At 52.5% G+C, this 19,909-nt stretch carries 21 protein-coding genes; 11 read left to right on the top strand and 10 right to left on the bottom strand.

What is annotated here, in order from left to right; genetic code table 11:
- Position 1 precedes the first annotated feature (1 nt).
- The 5 genes from flgB (at position 2) to IPG80_RS00275 (ending at position 4,621) form a co-directional block, all read left to right on the top strand.
- Positions 2 to 400 carry a flagellar basal body rod protein FlgB gene (gene flgB / locus IPG80_RS00295; RefSeq protein WP_345101440.1) on the top strand — a complete coding sequence of 133 codons (399 nt, stop codon included), beginning with the start codon at positions 2 to 4 and terminating at the stop codon, positions 398 to 400.
- On the top strand, positions 400 to 2,394 hold the full coding sequence (locus tag IPG80_RS00290) for a flagellar hook-length control protein FliK (RefSeq protein ID WP_345101439.1): 1,995 nt from the start codon (positions 400 to 402) through the stop codon (positions 2,392 to 2,394). Before flgB ends, IPG80_RS00290 begins: the two co-directional genes overlap by 1 nt.
- Positions 2,395 to 2,420: 26 nt before the next feature.
- The gene (locus IPG80_RS00285; protein WP_345101436.1) at positions 2,421 to 2,837 is read left to right on the top strand and encodes a flagellar hook capping FlgD N-terminal domain-containing protein; all 417 of its coding nucleotides are present in this window, start codon (positions 2,421 to 2,423) and stop codon (positions 2,835 to 2,837) included.
- Positions 2,838 to 2,839: 2 nt separating this feature from the next.
- Positions 2,840 to 3,283 (top strand): TIGR02530 family flagellar biosynthesis protein, encoded by a 444-nt coding sequence (locus tag IPG80_RS00280; RefSeq protein ID WP_345101434.1) that lies wholly within the window; start codon positions 2,840 to 2,842, stop codon positions 3,281 to 3,283.
- Between the two features lie 78 nt (positions 3,284 to 3,361).
- Entirely contained in the window at positions 3,362 to 4,621 is a 1,260-nt protein-coding gene (locus tag IPG80_RS00275; protein ID WP_345101431.1) for a flagellar hook protein FlgE, read from the top strand.
- A 93-nt stretch (positions 4,622 to 4,714) separates the two neighbouring features.
- Here the strand turns inward: IPG80_RS00275 and IPG80_RS00270 are convergent, their stop codons facing one another.
- The 4 genes from IPG80_RS00270 to IPG80_RS00255 are packed head-to-tail and all read right to left on the bottom strand — an operon-like array spanning position 4,715 to position 7,880.
- A complete protein-coding gene (locus IPG80_RS00270; protein WP_345101429.1) occupies positions 4,715 to 5,026 on the bottom strand; it encodes an EscU/YscU/HrcU family type III secretion system export apparatus switch protein in 312 nt (103 codons plus the stop codon).
- Between the two features lies 1 nt (position 5,027).
- A complete protein-coding gene (locus IPG80_RS00265) occupies positions 5,028 to 6,365 on the bottom strand; it encodes a hypothetical protein (RefSeq protein ID WP_345101427.1) in 1,338 nt (445 codons plus the stop codon).
- A gap of 21 nt (positions 6,366 to 6,386) precedes the next feature.
- Positions 6,387 to 7,187 (bottom strand): hypothetical protein, encoded by an 801-nt coding sequence (locus IPG80_RS00260; RefSeq protein WP_345101425.1) that lies wholly within the window; start codon positions 7,185 to 7,187, stop codon positions 6,387 to 6,389.
- Between the two features lie 33 nt (positions 7,188 to 7,220).
- Positions 7,221 to 7,880, bottom strand: a complete 660-nt coding sequence (locus tag IPG80_RS00255) for a M23 family metallopeptidase (protein WP_345101423.1) — start codon at positions 7,878 to 7,880, stop codon at positions 7,221 to 7,223.
- A gap of 223 nt (positions 7,881 to 8,103) precedes the next feature.
- Between IPG80_RS00255 and IPG80_RS00250 the strand changes: the two genes are divergently transcribed.
- The 3 genes from IPG80_RS00250 (at position 8,104) to IPG80_RS00240 (ending at position 11,682) form a co-directional block, all read left to right on the top strand.
- Complete coding sequence (locus IPG80_RS00250; RefSeq protein ID WP_345101421.1) at positions 8,104 to 9,762, top strand: tetratricopeptide repeat protein; 1,659 nt, start codon at positions 8,104 to 8,106, stop codon at positions 9,760 to 9,762.
- Positions 9,763 to 9,844: 82 nt separating this feature from the next.
- A complete protein-coding gene (locus tag IPG80_RS00245) occupies positions 9,845 to 10,840 on the top strand; it encodes a hypothetical protein (RefSeq protein WP_345101419.1) in 996 nt (331 codons plus the stop codon).
- A 14-nt stretch (positions 10,841 to 10,854) separates the two neighbouring features.
- A complete protein-coding gene (locus IPG80_RS00240) occupies positions 10,855 to 11,682 on the top strand; it encodes an SUMF1/EgtB/PvdO family nonheme iron enzyme (protein WP_345101417.1) in 828 nt (275 codons plus the stop codon).
- A 6-nt stretch (positions 11,683 to 11,688) separates the two neighbouring features.
- On the opposite strand, the gene IPG80_RS00235 is transcribed toward IPG80_RS00240, so the two are convergent.
- Together IPG80_RS00235 and IPG80_RS00230 are read right to left on the bottom strand one after the other, a co-directional pair.
- Positions 11,689 to 13,707 (bottom strand): response regulator, encoded by a 2,019-nt coding sequence (locus tag IPG80_RS00235; RefSeq protein WP_345101415.1) that lies wholly within the window; start codon positions 13,705 to 13,707, stop codon positions 11,689 to 11,691.
- A gap of 92 nt (positions 13,708 to 13,799) precedes the next feature.
- Positions 13,800 to 14,573, bottom strand: coding sequence for a response regulator transcription factor (locus IPG80_RS00230; protein WP_345101413.1), 774 nt, complete (start codon positions 14,571 to 14,573; stop codon positions 13,800 to 13,802).
- Here IPG80_RS00230 and IPG80_RS00225 point away from each other — a divergent pair.
- Positions 14,572 to 14,931 (top strand): hypothetical protein, encoded by a 360-nt coding sequence (locus IPG80_RS00225; protein ID WP_345101411.1) that lies wholly within the window; start codon positions 14,572 to 14,574, stop codon positions 14,929 to 14,931. The genes IPG80_RS00230 and IPG80_RS00225 overlap by 2 nt on opposite strands.
- Positions 14,932 to 15,003: 72 nt before the next feature.
- Here the strand turns inward: IPG80_RS00225 and IPG80_RS00220 are convergent, their stop codons facing one another.
- Entirely contained in the window at positions 15,004 to 15,513 is a 510-nt protein-coding gene (locus IPG80_RS00220) for a transposase (RefSeq protein WP_345101409.1), read from the bottom strand.
- A gap of 228 nt (positions 15,514 to 15,741) precedes the next feature.
- Between IPG80_RS00220 and IPG80_RS00215 the strand changes: the two genes are divergently transcribed.
- Both IPG80_RS00215 and IPG80_RS00210 read left to right on the top strand, forming a co-directional pair.
- Positions 15,742 to 16,440: an AzlC family ABC transporter permease gene (locus tag IPG80_RS00215; RefSeq protein WP_345101407.1), complete on the top strand. Its 699-nt coding sequence runs from the start codon at positions 15,742 to 15,744 to the stop codon at positions 16,438 to 16,440.
- Entirely contained in the window at positions 16,437 to 16,766 is a 330-nt protein-coding gene (locus IPG80_RS00210) for an AzlD domain-containing protein (protein WP_345101405.1), read from the top strand. Before IPG80_RS00215 ends, IPG80_RS00210 begins: the two co-directional genes overlap by 4 nt.
- 119 nt (positions 16,767 to 16,885) lie before the next feature.
- Here the strand turns inward: IPG80_RS00210 and IPG80_RS00205 are convergent, their stop codons facing one another.
- The 3 genes from IPG80_RS00205 to IPG80_RS00195 form a co-directional block, all read right to left on the bottom strand.
- Positions 16,886 to 17,722 carry a hypothetical protein gene (locus IPG80_RS00205; RefSeq protein WP_345101403.1) on the bottom strand — a complete coding sequence of 279 codons (837 nt, stop codon included), beginning with the start codon at positions 17,720 to 17,722 and terminating at the stop codon, positions 16,886 to 16,888.
- A 19-nt stretch (positions 17,723 to 17,741) separates the two neighbouring features.
- Positions 17,742 to 18,023, bottom strand: a complete 282-nt coding sequence (locus tag IPG80_RS00200; RefSeq protein WP_345101401.1) for a tetratricopeptide repeat protein — start codon at positions 18,021 to 18,023, stop codon at positions 17,742 to 17,744.
- A gap of 325 nt (positions 18,024 to 18,348) precedes the next feature.
- Positions 18,349 to 19,908, bottom strand: coding sequence for a tetratricopeptide repeat protein (locus IPG80_RS00195; RefSeq protein ID WP_345101399.1), 1,560 nt, complete (start codon positions 19,906 to 19,908; stop codon positions 18,349 to 18,351).
- Position 19,909: the final 1 nt, after the last annotated feature.

Raw genomic sequence — 19,909 nt, 5'->3', positions numbered from 1 at the left:
AATGAGCGATTCCCTTTTTTCTGATATCTCCTCTATCACGGCGAAAGCCGCGCTCAATGGGTTGAGCCTTAAGCAACAAGCCATCAGCCGCAACATTGCCAACATCGACACCCCCGGATACCAGGCAGAGGTCGTTGATTTTCAGGAAACCCTGACTCGGCTGGTGGATAACCACCACCTTCTGCCGATGAAGGTCACCGATGAAGATCATCTCACCACAGCCGAACAGGGAATGTTCTTTCAGTCTGAGCTGCGCCCGGGCGGCACACTGCGCGCCGACCAGAACAATGTGGATATCGATCTTGAATTGGCAGACATGTCTGAAGCTGGCATTCAGTATCAGGCGATCAGCCAGGCCGTCTCTAAAAAATTGTTACTTCTCAAAACACTGGCAAGATAATGATGTCTCTCATCCTCCCCCCCACCATTCCGCCCACCGCTCTTGAAGGCGCAACTGGCACAACCGCATCACGCGACTCTGAAACTGCGCTTTCGTTCGGAGAAGTCTTGAAGAGCGAAGAAAAGAAATTAAAGCAGGAGCAGGAAACCAACGCCCTGCCTCTCGCGGCTCTCTTTGTGACCACCCCGTCAGCAATCGTGGAACTCGCTTCAGAGACTCAGCACTCAAGTGAAACGACCTCTGCTTCGACAGGCGCATCAACCGTCACGGCGGTTGACCCTGCCCGAGTGACCCAACCTCCCTCCAGCCTTCAGCCACTCACCTCGCCGCAAAAAAATCCGCAGGCGGCTCAGTCACTTGTGTCTGGCAAGGAATTCTCCGTTCAAAAGACCGATGTCTTTGAAACTGAAATGCCCAAGCCTGAACAAACCCAGGGCATGATGAAGCAAGGCAATGATCTGCCTGCTGAAGCCAAGCCGTTTCGCGCAATGAAGCAACCCGCCGCCAAATCTTCGCAGCCGGTTGAAATGGTCACAGCAGAACAACGACCTGTCACCCCGCAGCAGATCCCGGTGAGCATTGAAAAGCCAATCTCAAATGCGGCGGCAATGACCAGCCAGACCGTTCAGGCACAAGCACAAGCCCCCGCGCCTGTTGATGTTGAGCAAAAAAATTCATCATCAAATAAACCTGTTATCACTTTCGAGTCCGCAGCCAACATGGAACCAAATTCTGCCGGGCAACCAAAGATGGTCAACCCGATGCCCACGATCAAAGCAACAGAAGAAGTGAAGACCAAACCAGTTGATACCCGCGCCATGGAAACGCAACCTGCTGTGCCGGAACAGAGCAAAGCAGTGTTCGATGATGACCGCCCTGTACCAGCCTCCAAGGCACAAACTCAGGCGGCAAGCGTCAACAAGCCTGCAGATGGGCAACCCAAAATGACACTTCCCCAAACTCAGCCCAAGGCAAATGTGAATGAAGTTGCCAGTGAAGAGAAGGTCGTCCGCCCGCAGGGTAAAGCCGCTCAACCCGCTGAAGTTCCGGCGAGCGAATTTACGGAAGCCAATGTCAAATCGAAAGTCAGCGCCGGTAAAGAAATAAAAGCCAGCGTTGAAGAAGAACCCGCTGCCCAGACAACTGCTCCCTTGCCAAAGGTCACCGGGTTTGAAGCACAACCGCAAGATGAAGGTCAAAGAACGACCAGCATGGCAACTGTCGCTGTTGAGCAAAAGCAAAACAATGTTTCGCCATCCTCCCCGGCTGATGTGGAATCTCCCCTGCCGATGAAGAAAGTAGAACTGCCGGCGAAGGACCTAAAAGCGGAGAATGAACCAGCAGAGAAAATATCTGAAAGCGGCTTCAAGCCGACGGTTAAGGATGAACCGGTTGTCTTAAACCGGGAGAATATCCCAGCCGAGGTCAAAGCTGTTGAGTCCGCTCCGCTCGAAGTGAAGGCATCCGCCAAAGAGGTTGAGAAGGAATCCGTGGAGCCAGTGCCCGCTCTCACTTCAGTGGAAAAAAGTTTGACCAGCGAAAAAATGGTGGAACATTCTTCGAATGACAAGATCGACCCCGCCAATATGGATGTGGTCGGGCAGATCACAAGCCAGATGAAGACCCGTGTAAAAAGCGGCGAGACTTCCATTCGCATCCGGCTGAACCCGGAGGAATTGGGAGCGATCGAAGTGCAGATGACCCACACCGCCCAGGGAGTGAGCGTGAGTTTCTTCACCGAGCATACGGGCACGAGCCAACTGCTTGAATCACAGGCGAATCAACTCCGCCAGTCTTTGAAAGAGGCGGGGGTGCAGTTAACGAATCTGAACATCAGCCAGCAGCATCAACCCACTCATGAAGGAGGTGGTTTCAAACAGAGCCAGCAATTCGTTCAAAATCCACGACGGGAAGCGCCGCAGCCCGCGCCAGTAAACGAGCAGGCACGCCCGCAACGGATCGGTTCGACCGGTGAGATCGATTATTTAGTTTGAAAAATTCAAAGCAAAGGAGATAACGCATGGAAGTAAATAATGTACTCAGCACCTACCAAGTCGCCGCGAACAATTCACCCGCGGCGAACACAGCCAGCAACGAACTTGATTCCGGCCAGTTCATGCAGATCCTGCTGGCACAGTTGACACATCAGAATCCGCTGGAGCCGATGGATAACGCGGAGATGATGTCGCAGTTCTCGCAGTTGAACTCGCTGCAGGAATTGCGCGGCATCAACTCATCGATGCAGAACGTATCGACGATGAGTCAGACCGCGTATTTGGCAAGCCTCGTCGGCAAGGTCGTGAAGGCCAACCGCGCAGATGGAAAAGTGATCGAAGGCGTGGTGGAAGGCGTGGTGACCGAAGTGGATAACCCGCAGATCCGCATCGGCGATGAAGTGATCGACCTGCTTGATGTGGTCGAAGTTAAAGGAGAATGATCATGGCTGATGCGTTCCAGGTCCAACTTGGACGGGTAAGCGGGGTCGGCGCGCAAACCGCAGCGCAGGCAAACACGACCGCATCCAATACCGTGAGCACAGCCGCCACCGATGGGATCAGTTTTCTGCAGACCCTTGAAAATGTACAACGCGTGCGTTTCTCCAACCACGCACAGAACCGCCTGCAAAGCCGCGATATCAACCTGAACAGCGATAACGTGAACCGCCTTTCAGACGCGATTGATAAGGCAGAGAAACGCGGCGGGAAGTCTTCGCTGGTGATGGTGGACGACCTGGCTTTCATTGTCAACGTCCAAAGCCGCACGGTCATCACGGCGCTGGATAAGGATCAGCGCGGCGAAGGTGTGTTCACCCAGATCGACAGTGTCGTTTTTGCCGACCCTGCAAACGTGGATCAAAAATCCTCGATCGATATCAAAGGATAGTTCGTTCGTCAATCTCACAATTCAATTCAGGCCGGCCCTCCTGGAGGAAGCCTGAAACAACCAATAGGAGAAAATATCATGATTCGCTCAATGTTCACCGCTATCAGTTCTTTGAACCTGCACCAGAAATATCTCGATGTCGTTTCCAATAACCTCGCGAACGCCAATACCACGGGTTACAAATCCAGCCGTGTTTTGTTCCAGGATCAGTTCGCTCAGATGATGTCGCCCGGCGCGGCTCCCTCTGCAACCACCGGCGGTATCAACCCCACTCAGATCGGTCTCGGCGTTGGCATGGGTTTTGTCTCCCCCGATTTCACACAAGGTACTCTGCAGAGCACAGGCCGCAATCTGGACTTGAGCATCGAAGGCGATGGCTTCTTCATCTACGGACAGGATGCCGGACGCCGCTATTCACGCGAAGGCTCAATGGGTCTGGACGCTGAAGGTTTCCTCGTCAACGCGGCCAGCGGCATGCGCGCCCAGGGTTGGGCGGCAAGCACCACCGGCACCGTGGACACGAATGCACCCGTGGATGATATTCAAGTGGACTCCACCAAATCGCTTGCCCGCGCAACCGGAAACGTACTGCTCGGCGGTAACCTGAGCGCCAGCACCGACGGCGGCGGGACGACCACCGTCTCGATCGCAGTTTATGACTCGCTTGGTGCGCTGCAAAATGCCGCGGTCCGCTTTACCCGCGGCGGTGTGGCTGGCGCCCCGACCAACGTCTGGACCTGGCAGGTGATGGATACTTCTGTTACACCGGCTGTGGCTGGCACCGGAACCGGCACGGTCACATTTGATGCGAGTGGACAGATCTCAGCCGCCACCCCGCCAGCCGTAACCACCCCGGCAACCATCCCCGGGTCGGCTGGCTCCACCAGCCCGATCCCCGTGACCTTTGACTTCAATGGGATGACCCAACTGACCGCCGTCACCACCGCCACGATCACCAGTCAGGATGGTTTGGCAGCCGGCTCAGTGACCGATGTGTACGTCTCCCCCGCCAATGGGCAGGTCTCTCTCGTCTACTCGAACGGTCTGACGGAACTGCTCGGTCAACTGGCGCTCGCTCGCTTCACCAACCCCAACGGTTTGGTAAAAAGCCAGGACACCACCTTCGTGGCAGGACTAAACTCAGGTGAGCCTGAGATCGGCGCGGCATCCAGCGGCGGTCGCGGTTCGATCGCAGCCGGTCACCTCGAAGCCTCCAACGTGGACATGGCGCAAGAGTTTACGAACATGATCCTCGCCCAACGCGGCTTCCAGGCATCGTCTCGTGTGATCACCACCTCGGATGAGATCCTGCAGGAACTTGTGAACCTCAAGCGCTAATTTGTAAAACCAAAATCCCCGATGCCGTTTGGCATCGGGGATTTTTTTATTTTGTGAAGCCCTCGGGCTTGTTTTGCGGTCAGCCAGAAAAGATCATCGCTCGTTGCGATGTTCGGTCACCCGGTATACATAAGCCAATACCTGCGCCACCACCTGATACAACTCGGGAGGGATCTCCTCGCCAAGGTTTACCGTGGAAAGGGCGTAGGTCAATGCGGTATCTTCATAGATCGTGATGTTGTGTTTTTTAGCTTCAGCAAGGATCTGCTCTGCAACTTTGCGCTGTCCGATCGCAACCACCCGTGGAGCGCCGTCTTTGCCGGCATCGTACTGTAATGCCGCAGCCGTCAGCGGCGCGGATTCGCTGTTGGTTGCTGGCTTGACCTTGAATCTTCGGTATGACATTTCAAACCTCGATATTGACCGTCATCCAATTGATGTCGCCGGTGCCGCTTTGTAGTTTGCTGAATGGCTGTGGGGTTAGCATTTCCACTTGGAAATCTTTGATCGAATAACCAAGTGAGTTCAGCGCTTCTGTCAATGCGGGCAATTCATCTTGAGCATGCTGACACCACTGAGGGTCTGGGCTGGTGATGGCGGTGCGCACCTGCGTGCCTGCAAAGGAAAGATCAACTTCCACGGTCTCGGTCAGTGTCAGGTCCACTTGCAGGATGAGACGGGTATTGGCCGGGTTGACCGCATTGGCTTGATGTTCGCGCGCGATGCGCAGCCTCGCAGACGAGAATTTTTCCTGCGCTTGCTGCGCGGCATTTTGAACCACAAAGCCCAGTTGCAGCCAGTCTTCCTGCCGTGAGCCTTCGGATCTCGCATTCATTAATTGTTCGCGCCGCACATCGGTGAGAAATTCCCTCACCTGGCGAGCTGTATCCTTGCGCCCCAATTGCTCCAGCATCTCCTGTAGTTTTACAAGGGATGCGAGTCCTTTTTCTGTTAACGCTGTTTCTGGGTTTTGCATCTGCCCCATCAACGCATTTTCCAGCGACTGGCCAAACGCATCAACCCACGCTTTGAGCTGGTCTGCCAGTTGAGATGGTTCGCCGTCTGCTTTGAGTATGATCGAATTCAAGGTCTGCAAGTTCGACCGTAATTTCTGCATGAGCTCTTCGGGAAGTCCCTGCGCTGCCGATTGGGAGAGGGCTGCCATCAGGCTGGATAATGCCTGGGCTGTTTGAGCAGGCTGTCGCGCGGCAAGAGCGAGGCTTTTACTTGTCACAGGCAAGCCGGCAGATTTCATCGCCGCGGCCAGGTCGGCGTCTGCTTCTCCCCATGTGCCGACATCTGAAAGGGCGTTCTGCAATTCCTTGAGCAGTTCCGGTGTGACAGGGAGCTGCTGCTTGAGCAGGGATCGGGTCAACATGAGGTTGGCGGCTGTGGCGGGAAGGTTGTTACTCGCCAACATGCGCTCTGCCAGTTCAGGTTCGTTGGCAGGGACGCCCGCCTGAGCAGGCTGGGACGTTTCGTTCTGTACCAGTTTTAGGGTGATGGAATTGTCGGTCAGTTGGGTGACGATGAATTGGGCGGTGCTTTTTGAGGCGAGGGTGTTGGATTGATCGGCTGAGGTGAGCTGGGCCACCACAGGATGCCCGTCCACTTCAAGCACAGCGGTGGTACCGGCCACCGAAACCACCTGAGCAGTGATGCGCTGAAACGCACGCAGGCCAACCAATTGGTCGGCCGAGTTGTAGTTGATCGGCGTAATGGATAGCGGGCCGGGAAAGCTCATAAGATCACCTGATGCCGCGCGTTAACGAAGAAAATCTTTACGGTTGTATAAATCCTCAGAAAGAATTCGAAGGTCGTTGATGATCTCTGCCTGACGGTGCGATATGTATTGAAGGATCACCATGCGGCTTAGATCTTTGAAGAATACCTGGGCGCTCATACGATAGCGCTTTGAATCGGCCTCCGGACGAATCGAGACGACCCTTCCGCCGGCTTTAATGACAATTTGCCCTTCCTGCCCGTTCGCCGAGTAGGGGCGTACCGGAGCGGGGAACTTCCGCACATCACTGCCTGTTCGCGGGGGGATCTTTTTCATTTTCCGCGCTACAAAATCTGGGATGCTGAGACTCATTTGAAACTCAGTTCCAGGCTGTACCAGGCGGGTTGGGAATAGAAAATCTTCGAACAACAGACTCACGCCGCTGACAGAGACATCTGCCAGCGAGCCCATGAACTCAAAGGCTGAGCCTCTGAACTGAATGGAGGCAATCAGCGTATCGTCCGGCTCAACCCGGATCTGCTCGCGTTTGCCGATCATCGTTCCGGCGACCTCAAAATCTGTGAGGATCGCGTAATCTTGCGCGAGGTTCAGGCTTTTCACAGTAGAGCGGACGATGTTTGGCAGGGCGCTGCTTTGCAGAAAAGACTCGCCCTGATAATACAAGCAGGCGATGTGACTGCGATTCCCCGGCACTTGAATATCTGAATTCCCCACCGCCACAAGTTTTGTTTCGTGGGTGATGGGCAGTCCCTTGTAAATGTTCAACAACCTGATGCTAGATCGGTCGTCTAGAATTTGCCGGAACAGTTTTAAGATATCCATGCTAGGCAGGGAGTGTAATGGGGGTGTTAATGGTTACGCGCCAAGAGTGGCAGCGGTCGGGTCAATGGGCACATTGTTCTTGCGGATCTCGTAATGCAAGTGCGGACCCGTGGAGTTGCCAGTGTTCCCGGAAAGCCCGATGGTCGTGCCTGCGGCGACCGTATCTCCCACAGAAACAGGGATGCTGGAAAGGTGAGCGTAATACGTCTTATAGTCTCCGTTCTCAACAATGACCAAATTCCCATATCCCTGATTGTTCCAGCCGGCGTAAGCCACCTTGCCATCCATGGTGGTTTCCACGGGTGTTCCAACCACGATCCCAAAGTCCAATCCATTATGACCGGGGTGGTAATCCTGAGTTAAGACGCCACCCACCGGTCGCCCTGAGGGTTCGGTTTTCGGATTCAAACTTAGGGTGTTCTGCGATCCGCTTGTCTCTGAAGAGCTGCCATCCATTTGCATTTCCACCAATTTCTCGAGCAGCATGATCATCAACAAGGGGGTCATCATGTCCGTCATGGAAGAACCCGATTGCATCCCCATGGATGATCCGCCGCTGGACAACATCATGGTGGACATGATGTCTTTGAAAGAGGCAACGAACTCGGAGGTGGCGGAATCGGTATTCGTGGTTTGAGAGTTTGCCCCTGAAAGCCCGTACGCGGAAAATGGCGAATTAATGGGAGTGATCATAGTGCCCTCATTCTAAAATCGAAGGCGGAATCTGTGAGTAAACGACGCATAAAAATCACATGATTTGCACATTAATTGTTTATCTTATCTTTACGCAATATTCAGTCATGATTTATTTGAGAAGAGGTGGGCATACACTATACTAACCTCGATCTACACATAAGCGCCGAACCATCATGCCATGACAAAGACGTGATGCATCTTATTTTCAATGGGTAACGTCATGCAACCAGAGCTAAAAGTCAGAAAAATCCTAGGCAAGACCTACCTGAACGAGAACCGTTTATCCGATGCGCTGGATGTATTCAGCAAGATCCTGATGGATTACCCGGAAGATGTGGAAACACTTCACATCCTTGGGAATTTTTATCTCGCCAGCGGAGACGGCAAAACTGCCAAGAAACTGTACCAGCAGGCTTTGAGATTTGACCCAGATAACAAGGTCATTCAACGCCAGGTGAATCTAGCCGAAGAGATGGGCGATGCCGGTCTGGAAGAACCCATCCCCACCGAGATCACCGCGGTCACCCGCTTACTTCAACGGCTGACCGGCAAATCGCAGGAGATCAGCGAAAGCGACATCCTGCGGGCAGCCGACCTGTTGGAAAAGATCATCAACAGTGAAAGCCCCGCAGAGTTGGTTTCCAGCCGTCTCGATGAGATCGATGAACTCCTTCCAGCGTTGATCGAATTGAACATTCGGCAGGCATACGCCGACGGCAAACCAGAGTTGGCAGAGTCACTTCGCGGACTGCAACTGAACATCGACTATCAACTCGCTGCCAGAGATGGAGAAAGCAGCGGCTCAGAAAGCGCGGGGGCGCAAAATCACGCGCCATTCAAGGGCAATATCATGTTCCTGCTGCCAGAGCCAGAGCACATTCCCGGGCGGATGACCCTGCTCAAGTCGGCGTTGGAAGCGCTGGGCTGCCAGGTTTCAGAGAAGCGGGAGTTCATCCCCAACCGCGATGCTGCGCCAGACGTTGTCATCACAAGCGATCCGCACTTAAAGCCAGCGTTGATCGAAAGCCTGTCTGCGCTGTCTTTGGCAAATGTCCCGATCATTCTGGATCTGGACACAGACTTCGACAAACAACCCATCTCCCACCCCGAATACAACACCCGCGGGCTCGGCACTCGCATCAGAAGCAACGCCTACACCTCTGCCCTTTCACTGGCACGCATGGTGACGGTGCCTTCTGATGTCCACGCTGAGTCGTTAAAAAATCTGGTGCAGGATGTGCGCGTGATCCCTGATGGCTGGTCGGATCAGAACAAGCTCTGGCACAAAGACCCCCAACCGCGCAACACCATCAACATCGGTTGGATGGGAACGAACGGTCAGATCGAAGACCTGATCTTGATTCGGCGCTTCATCATTCGCATCATCCGCGAATTCCATAACACACGCATCGTGATCATTGGCAACCCGCAGGCATACCGCCTGTTCGAAGGGCTGCCTGAAAACCGCAGAATGTATCTGCCGGCTGTCGCGCAGGAAGAGTTCCCCTACCAACTGGGTCAGGTGGATGTTCTGCTCGTGCCGCTGTGCAACACCCCATATAACCTTTCGCTCCCAGATACGATCTTGATGGAAGCGGGCGCAAAAGGCATCCCGTGGGTATCCTCTCCCATTCAATCCTTTAAGGGCTGGCAAATGGGCGGGGTCGTTTCTGAAACCATGGACGAGTGGCACCTGAACCTCAGGCATTTGGTCATGGATGAAGAACTCCGCCGCAGGCTGGGCAGAGAAGGAAGGATGGCCGCCAAAGCGAGAGAGATGAAGCAATCAGGAAAGGCGTGGCTTGAAGTCATTCATCAGGCTGTTCATTCGCCGGTGAACCTGCTGTCTGTTGATAGAACGATACCTTCACAATTGTGATCGGAGTTTTGAAGTGATCGTCACTTATATCTTTGCCAATATACCGGCAGACCAGATCAGAATACAGGTCAGGTGCCGAAACATGGCAGACGCAATCAACCGAACTGGAAACCATCGGGCTTACCTGCTCGATATGACCACGTTTGCCAAGAACACGCCGCTGGCTCAAAAAGTATGCGGCGAATCTGACCTGCTGGTCATCTATCGGTATCTGTATGGACCGGTGCTGACCGCCACTCAATATTGGAAGGCCCGCGACAAGAAAGTGATCGTAGATTTCGATCAGTCGGTCGATCACCTCAATCCATCGAATCCAGCCGGATTATTTTGGTATGAGGGATTTCCACTGGAAGGGCTCGATCTTGATGAGGAATCTGTCATCGACCCGCCGCCGATCGAGCAATTCAAGTGGGGGCTTGCCATGGTGGATGCCGCCACGGTCCCTTCGCTTCGCCTCGCCGACGATTGGTCAACCCACACCACGGTCCACAAGGTGATGGATTACATCAACACCCACCACTACCCTGCCGCGCATCAAACTCACGGCGACGAGATCTGGATCGGAACAGGCAGCCGGGTGGAACGGGAAAGCCTGGAAGACAGCGGGCTGCTGACCGCCATGGAAAACGTCTGCCAGAATCATCCCCGGGTGAAATTTGTCGTTTCCGGCATGGACATGATCGAGTCCGCAAAGATCGACAAAGATCAACTGAAATTCTTTGCACCCGAAAATTTTGAAGATTGGGTGAATGTTTTGCTCACCCTAGATATCGGTCTGATGCCTATTCAAGGAGATTACGATCGGCGGCTGGGCTCATACGACCTGCTTGAATTCATGATCGCCAGAATCCCGTGGATCGCCAGCAAAGAACCCACCTTCCATAATATTTTTCAATATGGACAGTGGGTGGCAAACACTCCAGAGGAATGGGAAAAGATCATCCTGGACACCGTGGAGCAGCTTGGGTCCTATCAGCAGAAAGCGGTTGGCGAGCCATTCCTTTTTGCGCTCAATCAAGATATCAGCGTGAACATTTCAAAAATCCTAAAAATATACGAAGAGATCATTCCACGTTAAAAGCCAGGTGAATTATGACAGATTCAAATCCCAAATTTAATGCTGAAGGATGGGAGATCGTTCCGAAGTCTCCTCACAAAATAAAGACCCCAACGCTCATTCCGATCCCTGCCGGAAAATTTCTGATGGGCACCAGCGAAGAGGACATCATGCTGCTGCAGATGAAAGAATCTGACTGGGCGTATGACTGGTCTGACAATGAACTTTTCACTGCGGAGCAGCCTCAGCATCAGGTTACCCTGCCGGCCTTCGAGATCGCCCAATTCCCTGTGACGAACTCGGAATATTACATTTTCATTTGGGATCGGGGTCACCGCATTCCGCGCACCTGGCCGGGATACTCCTTCCAGGAAGGAACTGACGACCACCCGGTGGTGGGTATCTCCAAGATCGATGCGGGAGAATATATCAAGTGGCTCAATGAAAAGACCGGCATCACCTATCGCCTGCCGACCGAGGCAGAGTGGGAATATTCCGCGCGCGGCGAAGACGGGCGTATCTTCCCCTGGGGGAATACTTTTGATCCCTGGCGCTGCAACACGGCAGAAAGCATGAAGAAGGTCACTTCACCGGTTGGTTCCTACTCACCCAGCGGAGACAGTGTATTTGGCGTTGCAGATATGGTTGGGAACGTTTGGGAATGGACTCAATCTTTGTTCATGCCATATCCTTACAAGCCAAATACCAATCGTGAAGAGATCAAACCGAATGGCCGGTACGTGGTCCGCGGGGGGGCGTGGTATTACTCGCGCAAACTGGCGCGCTGCGCCGTGCGGGAAGGCGTGCTGCAAGACCATCTTTCCCCATCCATTGGCTTCAGACTCGCGAGAACGCTGACTTAATCCGAACTAATAATTTTCGTTGTGCTGAATATCGGGCAAGGTGATGATAAACCTTGTCCCTTTGCCAGGCCGGGTCTCAAAATCGATCGTGCCATGATGTTCCTTGATCACTTGCAAACTGACCGAGAGCCCGAGCCCTGTCCCTTTGCTGGCATCCTTGGTGGTAAAAAATGGCTCGAAGATATGCTCCTGATTTTCGGGGTCAATGCCTTTGCCATTGTCAGAAATGACCACGCGGTATTCATTATTTTCATAGCGGGTCGAAATAGAGATCACTCCCTTGGCATCTTCAATCGCGCCCAGCGCGTTCATGATCAGGTTGATCCACACCCCTTTCAGTTGATTCTGATGGGCGGTGATATTGGGCATTCCTTCGCTGAGATCAAGATTGATGGTGATCTCGCGGTTTCTGATCTCAAAGTTGACGATCGCCAACGCGTCAGTGATCGTTTCATTGAGGGGGATATATTCGAACTCATCGCGTTTTTCTTTGCGGGCGCTCTTGAGCAGATCCCCTACGATCTTGGCAGCCCTCACTCCGGCTGTCTCGATCAACTTCAAAGCTTCCTTTATATCCTCATCGGCATCGGCAAGGTCCAACTGCAATAATTGGGCGTTGGCAATGATCGCCGCGAGCGGATTATTGATCTCATGCGCGACATTCGCCGCCAGCTGACCGATGGTGGCCATCTTTTCCGATTGAATCAGCCCAGCTTCAAGGATCCATTTTTCGGTGATATCTTCGTCAAAGACAATGGCACGGTTAACCACATCCGAATTCTCACGGATCGGGATGGTGGTGATCTCCCAATGGATGAAGGTCTCTTTCGGTCCCCATTCTCTCAAATTACGCACGGCAGGCATTCCATCAAAGGCATCCGCGACCCGGCACAAGGCGCACGGCGCAGAGTTGCCATAGAGTCCCTCGTAACATTTCATGCCGACCAATTCCTGGGGCGTCTTTCCTACCCGGTCACTGCGGCGGCTATTGATGATCTGGATCGTGTAGGATCGGTCGATCACATAAATACAATTGGGGATGTTGTCGAAGAAGGTGCGGAGCGTGTTGCGGGAATTAAGGATCTCCCATTGGCTCGCTTCGAGCGCAGCCTTGCTGATGGTCAACTGGCGGGTGTGCTCCAAAGCAAAAGTGGCATTCGCCATGCCTTTCACCATCAACTGCAAGAACCGGGAGCGGCGGTCATCTTTTTTCAGGTCAAACAGGGGGTTGATGAAGAACATAGCCCCCAGAAAATTATTATTTACGATCAACGGTGCCAAAAGAACGTTGCGAACCGGGCTTGTAAAATTATTATCAAGCGCGGGATCCATCTCGCCGATCAGGCTTAATCCATAATCGAGCATGGTTATGTTCTGCGCCAGTGAATTACACAGCTTACTGCTCTTCACAAGGAATGAACTTTCAGATCGCCAAGCAGGTCCCTTCCCCAAAATCTTTTTTGTCGCCAGATCGGTATTCTCAGAATCAAAAAGCACCAACAGGGCTTCTTCCGCCTCAACATAATCCCGAATGTTACTAATTGCATTGACCTGTGTGGTGTTTTGATCTCTAAAACCGTTTGGTTCTTCCACAAAGGTTTCGTAGAACTTCAACTCGATCGAATTGTACAGCGCCCTCTGCTTGTATCGATTCAAGCGGATCATGTTCTGTATGCGCATGCGCAGTTCATGATTGTCAAAGGGCTTGGTCACAAAATCGTCGGCGCCGGCCTTCATCCCAGCCATGCGCGACTCGCGGTCGTCCAGTGCCGTCACCAACACAATGGGGATCTCTGCCAGACCGGGCATGGAACGGAAGTTCTTGCAAACCTCAAAACCGTTCATGCCGGGCATCATCACATCCAGCAAAATGAGATCGGGTTGAATCCCTGGTGCCATGGAAAGCGCCCGAACTCCGTTCTCGGCAAAATGCAATTCGTAATTTTCCAGCGCCAACATGGCTTCAATGGTGACCCGCGTATTCAGGTCGTCGTCAACGATCAACACTCTTGGCTGGGTGAACATAGAAAAGGAGACTCCGCTTTGTTTCAAGATTGCCGCAGCCTCTGCCCTGCCCTGCAGAGAATCGGGTCTGGGAATTTACTTCATCGGACGAATTAATCTTCTGTTTGGATGGTATATCCATACCCTTGAACGGTCTTGATGAACACGGGATTCTTTGGGTCCTCTTCGATCGCTTCACGGATGTTCTTGATGTGAACACGAACCAGGTCTGCGCTGCCTGTATCAGAGGGGTAATCCCACACTTCGTCCAGGAGCAGGGCAGGAGAAAATATCTTGTTGGGGTGAGTCATCAGGTGATAAAGCAGTGTGTATTGAATAGGGGTAAGTCTGAGTTTGCCTTTTTTGGGGCTGGAGAACATGTAGGTTCGAGTATCGAGGGTATATTCACCGATGCGAACAATCGGGTCGGAAGAAATCGGTACAGGCGGATTCTTCTTGCTTTCGGATTCGGTAGCCCCTTCTTTTTCATGGGCGTTCGCCTGCTCGGCCGGTCGGGTGCGACGCAAGATGGCTTTGACCCGCAGAAGAAGCTCATCCACATTGAACGGCTTGCCCAGATAGTCGTCTGCGCCCACGCTCAGGCCGACGATCTTATCTTCCACTTTGTTTTTTGCGGTCAAAAAAATGATCGGGACATCTTTAAGAAGGACATCTTCCCGCATTTCTTTGCAGACCGTGTACCCATCCATTCCGGGCATCATCACATCCAACAGCACCAGATCAGGTATCTTGCGGCGTGCGGCTTGCAAACCTGCCACGCCCGAATTTACGACCTGTACCCGGTACTCGCTTCCACGAAGACACCGTTCAATGGTTCTTGCTACAAGGGTATCATCTTCAATCACCAGTACATTGGATGCGCGCATGGATTGTCCTCTTTGCTTCTGCGTTTTGAAATTATTTTTTGGCAGTAAAAATAAGCTTTCGATGCCGGAAGACCCTAAATGGATTATCAATGCCTTATTACGTCATAAGTATAATACTCGGCATGGAAAGGCTTCCCGCCAAAATGGGGTTGCAATGTTATTGAAACTTGAGCGAAATAGTCCTAAAATTTTTGTTCATAGTCTCGTAAACACTACCATTATTATCTGTTATGCTCTTCTGCACAACCTAAAAAATGTCACCATCGAAATACCCAAAAATCAGCATATTGTTATTACATGGAATTACGCAGGTTCCGTTTTCGGCTGGCAAGTTCGTTCAGCAGGAATCAAAACCTGAATTCCCCAATTCTTTTTAAATTAAGACCAAAAAGAGCGCGGTTGATTAACCGCGCTCCCTCTGAAAAATTTACTAAAAAGAATCCAAGCCTTGTTGGTGCCTTACCATCCGAACGAACTTTCTGATCATTTCATCCGGAAATGGTTCATCACCCATCACCACAAGGTACCCTTTTGCCCAGAATTCATCAGAAAGGACTTCTCTTCTCAATCTTCCAAACTCTGAGAAGATCATCTGCGAAGTCTGCCGGGTAATGGTCCCCATAAATCTGGCAGGGGGAACTGAGACCAGCACACTGATGATCCATTCAAAATGGGTGGGGCTTACTTCCGCGAACTCCAAACGCCAACCGTGAGAGATGCAAATCTGCTGAATCCACTGCGGAAGATAATCCGCAATGTCTCCCACTAATTGATGCGCAGGAAAACGTGGAACCAGAAGGCAGGTGTATTTAACCTCATAGGCGTTACTATGAACGACTTCGGGGAATACATCCCGCTCCTGTCCAGACTCGACTTCCACAACTTCAGAATATGAGGCGTTTTCGATTGGTCTTTCCGCAGTGTCAATCAATGGACTCATGAAAGAGGGTTCCTCAACAGTCCCCAAGTTTATATTCAATTGCAGTCTATACCAAGTCGTAATAGTACTTAATTACCCCCCATTTAACTACTTAATCCAAAAATATTTGGGCGGACGCGCATAGTCGAATCTATGATAACTCTCTCAGATTTTATTATCACCAGCCTGAAATTTCCCACAGTTTCCCGGGTAACTTGGTACACTCAGAAAAAAACAAAAGGAATAACAATGCAAATCAACAGGGATTTTTATGCCGGTGTACGCGGCACCCTCCCCATTCTGATCGGAGTGATCCCGTTTGCTATGATCACAGGCATGGCAGCGGTCAGCGTGGGGCTAACACTATTTGAAACCGTGGGAATTTCCGTGATCGTTTTTGCTGGAGCTTCACAATTGGTGGTGTATCAATTGATGAGCGCCGGCAGCCCGTGGATCATCATGGTTCTGACCGCGTGGGTAATCAATTTGCGCTTCTCCATGTACAGCGCCACGCTTGCCCCCCACCTGCAAAAACTTCCCACCTGGCAAAAAGCAGTGATGGCATACCTGCTCTCAGACCAGGCATTTGGAATCAGCCTGAGTCATTTCATCATTAACAAGGAAGTCAACCATCGTTGGTTTTATTTTGGCGCAGCGCTCACGGTCTGGGTGGCGTGGCTGATCAGCGCAACCATTGGAGCCTTGCTTGGCGCGCTCGTCCCCGCGAGCTGGGGCTTTGACTTTGCCTTCCCGCTCAGCTTCATGGCTTTGATGTTCGCCGCCTTGCATGACCGCCCCACTGTGATCGCAGCGCTCACTGGCGGTAGTATCGCCGTCATCGCAAAGGGACTCCCCTACAACACCGGGCTGGTGCTCGCCACATTCACGGGCATCGCCGCAGGCTACATGGTCGAGAGTTATTCCAGGCAAAAGGAAATCGTGAAATGAGCACAACTTCCACCTGGCTTCTTTTCTTTGCCATTGGGCTGGGCACCTTCCTGCTGCGCTTTGTGTTCATTTACTTGTTCGGGAAAATCGAAATGCCCGACTGGCTTCGCCGCGCGCTTCGGTTCGTCCCTGCCGCAGCTCTCGCCGCTTTGGTCTTTCCTGCGCTCACCCACCCGGCAGGGCAGCTCGACCTGTCACTCCAGAACTTCAGGTTGCTGGCCGGATTGGGCGGAGCCATCATTGCATGGCGCACCCGCAATGTTCTGCTGACCATCCTGATCGGAATGATCCTGTTGTGGATATTGGAAATGCTATTTGGGATCTGACCCGGTTAAACATCAGCGGCGATGGAGCATTTCTGCCACGCCGCTGACGTTCACACTTAATCTGTAACCTGCTCCACATCCCCCGACCTGATCTTATTGGACGGATTTACTACAACCGGTTAGTCCTGCTTATCATGTTCTTTCTCTACTTCTGCGGCCGCATCTTCTGTTTTGTTCATATAAACCCGCATGCGCGGTTCGATCGGAGTAAAGTACTGCCCCAGGATCTGCGGCATCACACGAAAGCCCACCACCAAAAAAACGAACAACAACATATAACCAATAATATAACTGGAAGCCGCCAGCCTTACTCCGCTCAGGAACAGCAGCGCCAGCACCCCGTTAAAAACCGTGGTAAAGCCGGGCGTCTTTGAATGGCGGACGTAAGCCCGGCGCGGATCCTTCATCACTTCAACAAGTAACTTCTTCACCGAATAAAGGTAGGGCGCGGCTTTAACACTCAACGGGTGGCTCATAGCGGACTTCACCATCCCCGCGATCATATCCGCCGCGATATTATACACAGCGCGTGATCGTCGTTTGGAAGAGCAATGCTCTGCATGGCTGGCAGAATAACCGAACACGTTCATGGTCTGAAACTCATCTTGCGCAGATCGTACAGCATGATCCGTTCTTGCATCCACGCCAGAGGCATTGAAATCCCGCGAGGCGGCTGAGTCCTGCCGGATCTGAAGGGTCTGCCAGAGGTAGCAATCAACGATATCGTTCTTCTCGCCTTCGCTCAGTTCACGGGTCTTGAGAGCGCGTTCTTTCACCCAGTCGAGACGGGATTGCTGCTTAAGGATCTGCAGATAGACCATCCAGGCCTCCACGTTTTGCGGTTCAACGCGCACAACGGCATCGAGCAGCATCTCTGCATTTTGCAGCTGCTTGTCATCGATAAATTGCATGGCACGTTCGAGCAGATGATGGGCGGCGGGCATTGTGGTTTCCACAGGTTGATTCCTTTGGTGATTAGAGGGAATTCAATTTCTCATCGAGGCGCTGTAAGACAAAACGCTGGGTGGCGAACAGGTAATCGTTGCCGCGCACATGCTTCTTCCACACATTGTGAATGTACTGGCGCAGTTGTTCGAGCTCGCCCGGTGTCTCACAGATCTGGATGTAGGCATTCCAGGCGTCTACATTCTGCGGATCGACCGACAACGCCATTCTCAATATGCTCTGTGCTTCATCGTAGCGGCTGTCGCCGATACATTCATAGGCTTCATCGAGTAGTTCCCATAGCTTTGGCATGATCGTAACTCCTTGTAGCTTTGTGATGCCAATATGATAGCTCTCCTTGCTTTTACATACCACCTGAACAACTTCCCAATGCCACTACTCATTTATGCCCCCTAAAAAGGCACAATATGTAAAAATGACCAGCCCTTTTTTGCGGTCATTTTTACATATTGTGCCCTCGCAAAAATCACTCACATTTCATGGTGGGCAGAAAAAGGGTGCATAAAACACGGTGTCGATGGCGCCCGCCCTGCCGGCGGCTTCACCCAAAAAGAAACGGAGCTGACTTTACATCAGCTCCGTTCTGAGAGAGGGAGGTTTGCGGCTGGTTCGGCTTTTATACCGTCGCTGCGGCAAAGTTCATCAGAAGAGACTTAAACCGATGGTCATTGCGCAGCCCGTCAAAGTCCGGGTCATTCCGCACCCAGTTGACGTAGGTCTGCTTGGTCTCGAGTGCTACCGTCAGCAGTTCAAAGGCACGTTCGTTGTTTCCGCACAGGGCTTCGAGGCAGGCGCGGTTGTAATCGGTCTCCTCTTCCGGCTGCAGGGATCTTGCCTTCTCAATGTGCATCTGCGCTGAGTCTTCCATGCCTAGCAGACGGTATTGACTGGCGAGCGAGGCGTGCGCCTGTGAATTACTGTGGTCGATCTCCAGGACCTTCTCGAAGGCTTTCACCGCTTCGTGATGTTTTTTCTCGGCGGCATAGACCAGCCCCAACAGGTAATGGTTGTTCGGGTTGACCGGATTCAACTGGATCGCGGTCTGGAAGGCCTGAATGGCATCCTTGTATCGCCCGAAGGACTTATACGCTTCGCCCAGGCTGACCCACAAAATGAAGCTGCGCGGGTTCTTGGCGGTCTCGTGCTGGTACTTGATGATGTTCATCTCCAGGTTGGTTCTTTCCTCGGGAGAGAGATCGTTGAGGATGTACTCGATTTGCGAGTATTGCGTGGCTTCGATATCCGTTTCATTGATGACAGGCTCGGGCGCATCGACGAAAACGGCGCTGGTATCTTCGGCGGCGATGACGGGGTTCACCACCTCCACGAAGTCGGCGTTGGTCTTTTCTTCGTCAAGCACCGCGAGTTCTGGCATTTCGATCAGCTCGAGGAGTGGAGTCTCTTCAGAAACAGGAGCGGGTTCGGGGTCCGGTTCAGACTGCTCGATGGGCAGGTCATGGATCTCCACCGGGAGTTCCAAGTCTACGGGAACGATGATCTCACCGGCCGGTTCGTCCACTTCCACTTTGACCTCTTCGAGAACAACTTCGGGCTGGGGCACAATGGGAGAAGGTGCATCGGCATAGATGAGCTTCCAATCATTGTGAGTTCCGGCTTGCGGCTTGAAAAGGTCGTCAGAGAAGTTTTCAAAATCAAGCGGAAGCACTTCTTCGGCAACAACCTGCTTGCCAAATTGCATGGTTTCTGCTGTGGCAAACTCGGCATTGATCTTGGTTACCAGATCTACCTGGGTTTGGCGCGCAATGACATTGCCTTTCGCGAGGATCGAAGCCATGTTGATGTTGGGCATGGATACCGTGAGGGGTTTCCTCGCATCCACCCCGGCCTCATCCTGATTGTGCGGAGCGATGAGGTCGGCATGTTGATAAGCTTCGAGGGCCAGGTCGTACTCTTTGATCTGCCGGTAGAGCAGCCCCAACTTGTTCCAGGTTGCGGCTTTCTCTTTTTCGTCTGCCAGCAGTTCGATGCCGCGCAGGTAAAGGTTGATTGCGTCGCGATAGCGGCCGGTCTGCACGTAGGTCATCGCGAGGTTGCTGTAGGGTCTGCCAAAGGTATTATCCAGTTTGATCGATTGCAAATAAGCATGGATGGCAGGCTCGTATGCGCCGCACACAAAGTATAGATTGCCGATCTCGTTCCAAAATTCGTGATTCATA

The organism is Candidatus Villigracilis vicinus (assembly GCF_016702885.1).
Classification (GTDB): domain Bacteria; phylum Chloroflexota; class Anaerolineae; order Anaerolineales; family Villigracilaceae; genus Villigracilis; species Villigracilis vicinus.
Note: the sequence above shows the minus strand (reverse complement) of the source record. Positions and strands in the feature narration are given on the sequence as shown.

Coding starts and splice junctions, on each gene's coding strand:
- flgB (WP_345101440.1), top strand. CDS start 2: ATGAGCGATTCCCTTTTTTCTGATATCTCCTCTATCACGGCGAAAGCC.
- IPG80_RS00290 (WP_345101439.1), top strand. CDS start 400: ATGATGTCTCTCATCCTCCCCCCCACCATTCCGCCCACCGCTCTTGAA.
- IPG80_RS00285 (WP_345101436.1), top strand. CDS start 2,421: ATGGAAGTAAATAATGTACTCAGCACCTACCAAGTCGCCGCGAACAAT.
- IPG80_RS00280 (WP_345101434.1), top strand. CDS start 2,840: ATGGCTGATGCGTTCCAGGTCCAACTTGGACGGGTAAGCGGGGTCGGC.
- IPG80_RS00275 (WP_345101431.1), top strand. CDS start 3,362: ATGATTCGCTCAATGTTCACCGCTATCAGTTCTTTGAACCTGCACCAG.
- IPG80_RS00270 (WP_345101429.1), bottom strand. CDS start 5,026: ATGTCATACCGAAGATTCAAGGTCAAGCCAGCAACCAACAGCGAATCC.
- IPG80_RS00265 (WP_345101427.1), bottom strand. CDS start 6,365: ATGAGCTTTCCCGGCCCGCTATCCATTACGCCGATCAACTACAACTCG.
- IPG80_RS00260 (WP_345101425.1), bottom strand. CDS start 7,187: ATGGATATCTTAAAACTGTTCCGGCAAATTCTAGACGACCGATCTAGC.
- IPG80_RS00255 (WP_345101423.1), bottom strand. CDS start 7,880: ATGATCACTCCCATTAATTCGCCATTTTCCGCGTACGGGCTTTCAGGG.
- IPG80_RS00250 (WP_345101421.1), top strand. CDS start 8,104: ATGCAACCAGAGCTAAAAGTCAGAAAAATCCTAGGCAAGACCTACCTG.
- IPG80_RS00245 (WP_345101419.1), top strand. CDS start 9,845: ATGGCAGACGCAATCAACCGAACTGGAAACCATCGGGCTTACCTGCTC.
- IPG80_RS00240 (WP_345101417.1), top strand. CDS start 10,855: ATGACAGATTCAAATCCCAAATTTAATGCTGAAGGATGGGAGATCGTT.
- IPG80_RS00235 (WP_345101415.1), bottom strand. CDS start 13,707: ATGTTCACCCAGCCAAGAGTGTTGATCGTTGACGACGACCTGAATACG.
- IPG80_RS00225 (WP_345101411.1), top strand. CDS start 14,572: ATGGATTGTCCTCTTTGCTTCTGCGTTTTGAAATTATTTTTTGGCAGT.
- IPG80_RS00230 (WP_345101413.1), bottom strand. CDS start 14,573: ATGCGCGCATCCAATGTACTGGTGATTGAAGATGATACCCTTGTAGCA.
- IPG80_RS00220 (WP_345101409.1), bottom strand. CDS start 15,513: ATGAGTCCATTGATTGACACTGCGGAAAGACCAATCGAAAACGCCTCA.
- IPG80_RS00215 (WP_345101407.1), top strand. CDS start 15,742: ATGCAAATCAACAGGGATTTTTATGCCGGTGTACGCGGCACCCTCCCC.
- IPG80_RS00210 (WP_345101405.1), top strand. CDS start 16,437: ATGAGCACAACTTCCACCTGGCTTCTTTTCTTTGCCATTGGGCTGGGC.
- IPG80_RS00200 (WP_345101401.1), bottom strand. CDS start 18,023: ATGCCAAAGCTATGGGAACTACTCGATGAAGCCTATGAATGTATCGGC.
- IPG80_RS00195 (WP_345101399.1), bottom strand. CDS start 19,908: ATGAATCACGAATTTTGGAACGAGATCGGCAATCTATACTTTGTGTGC.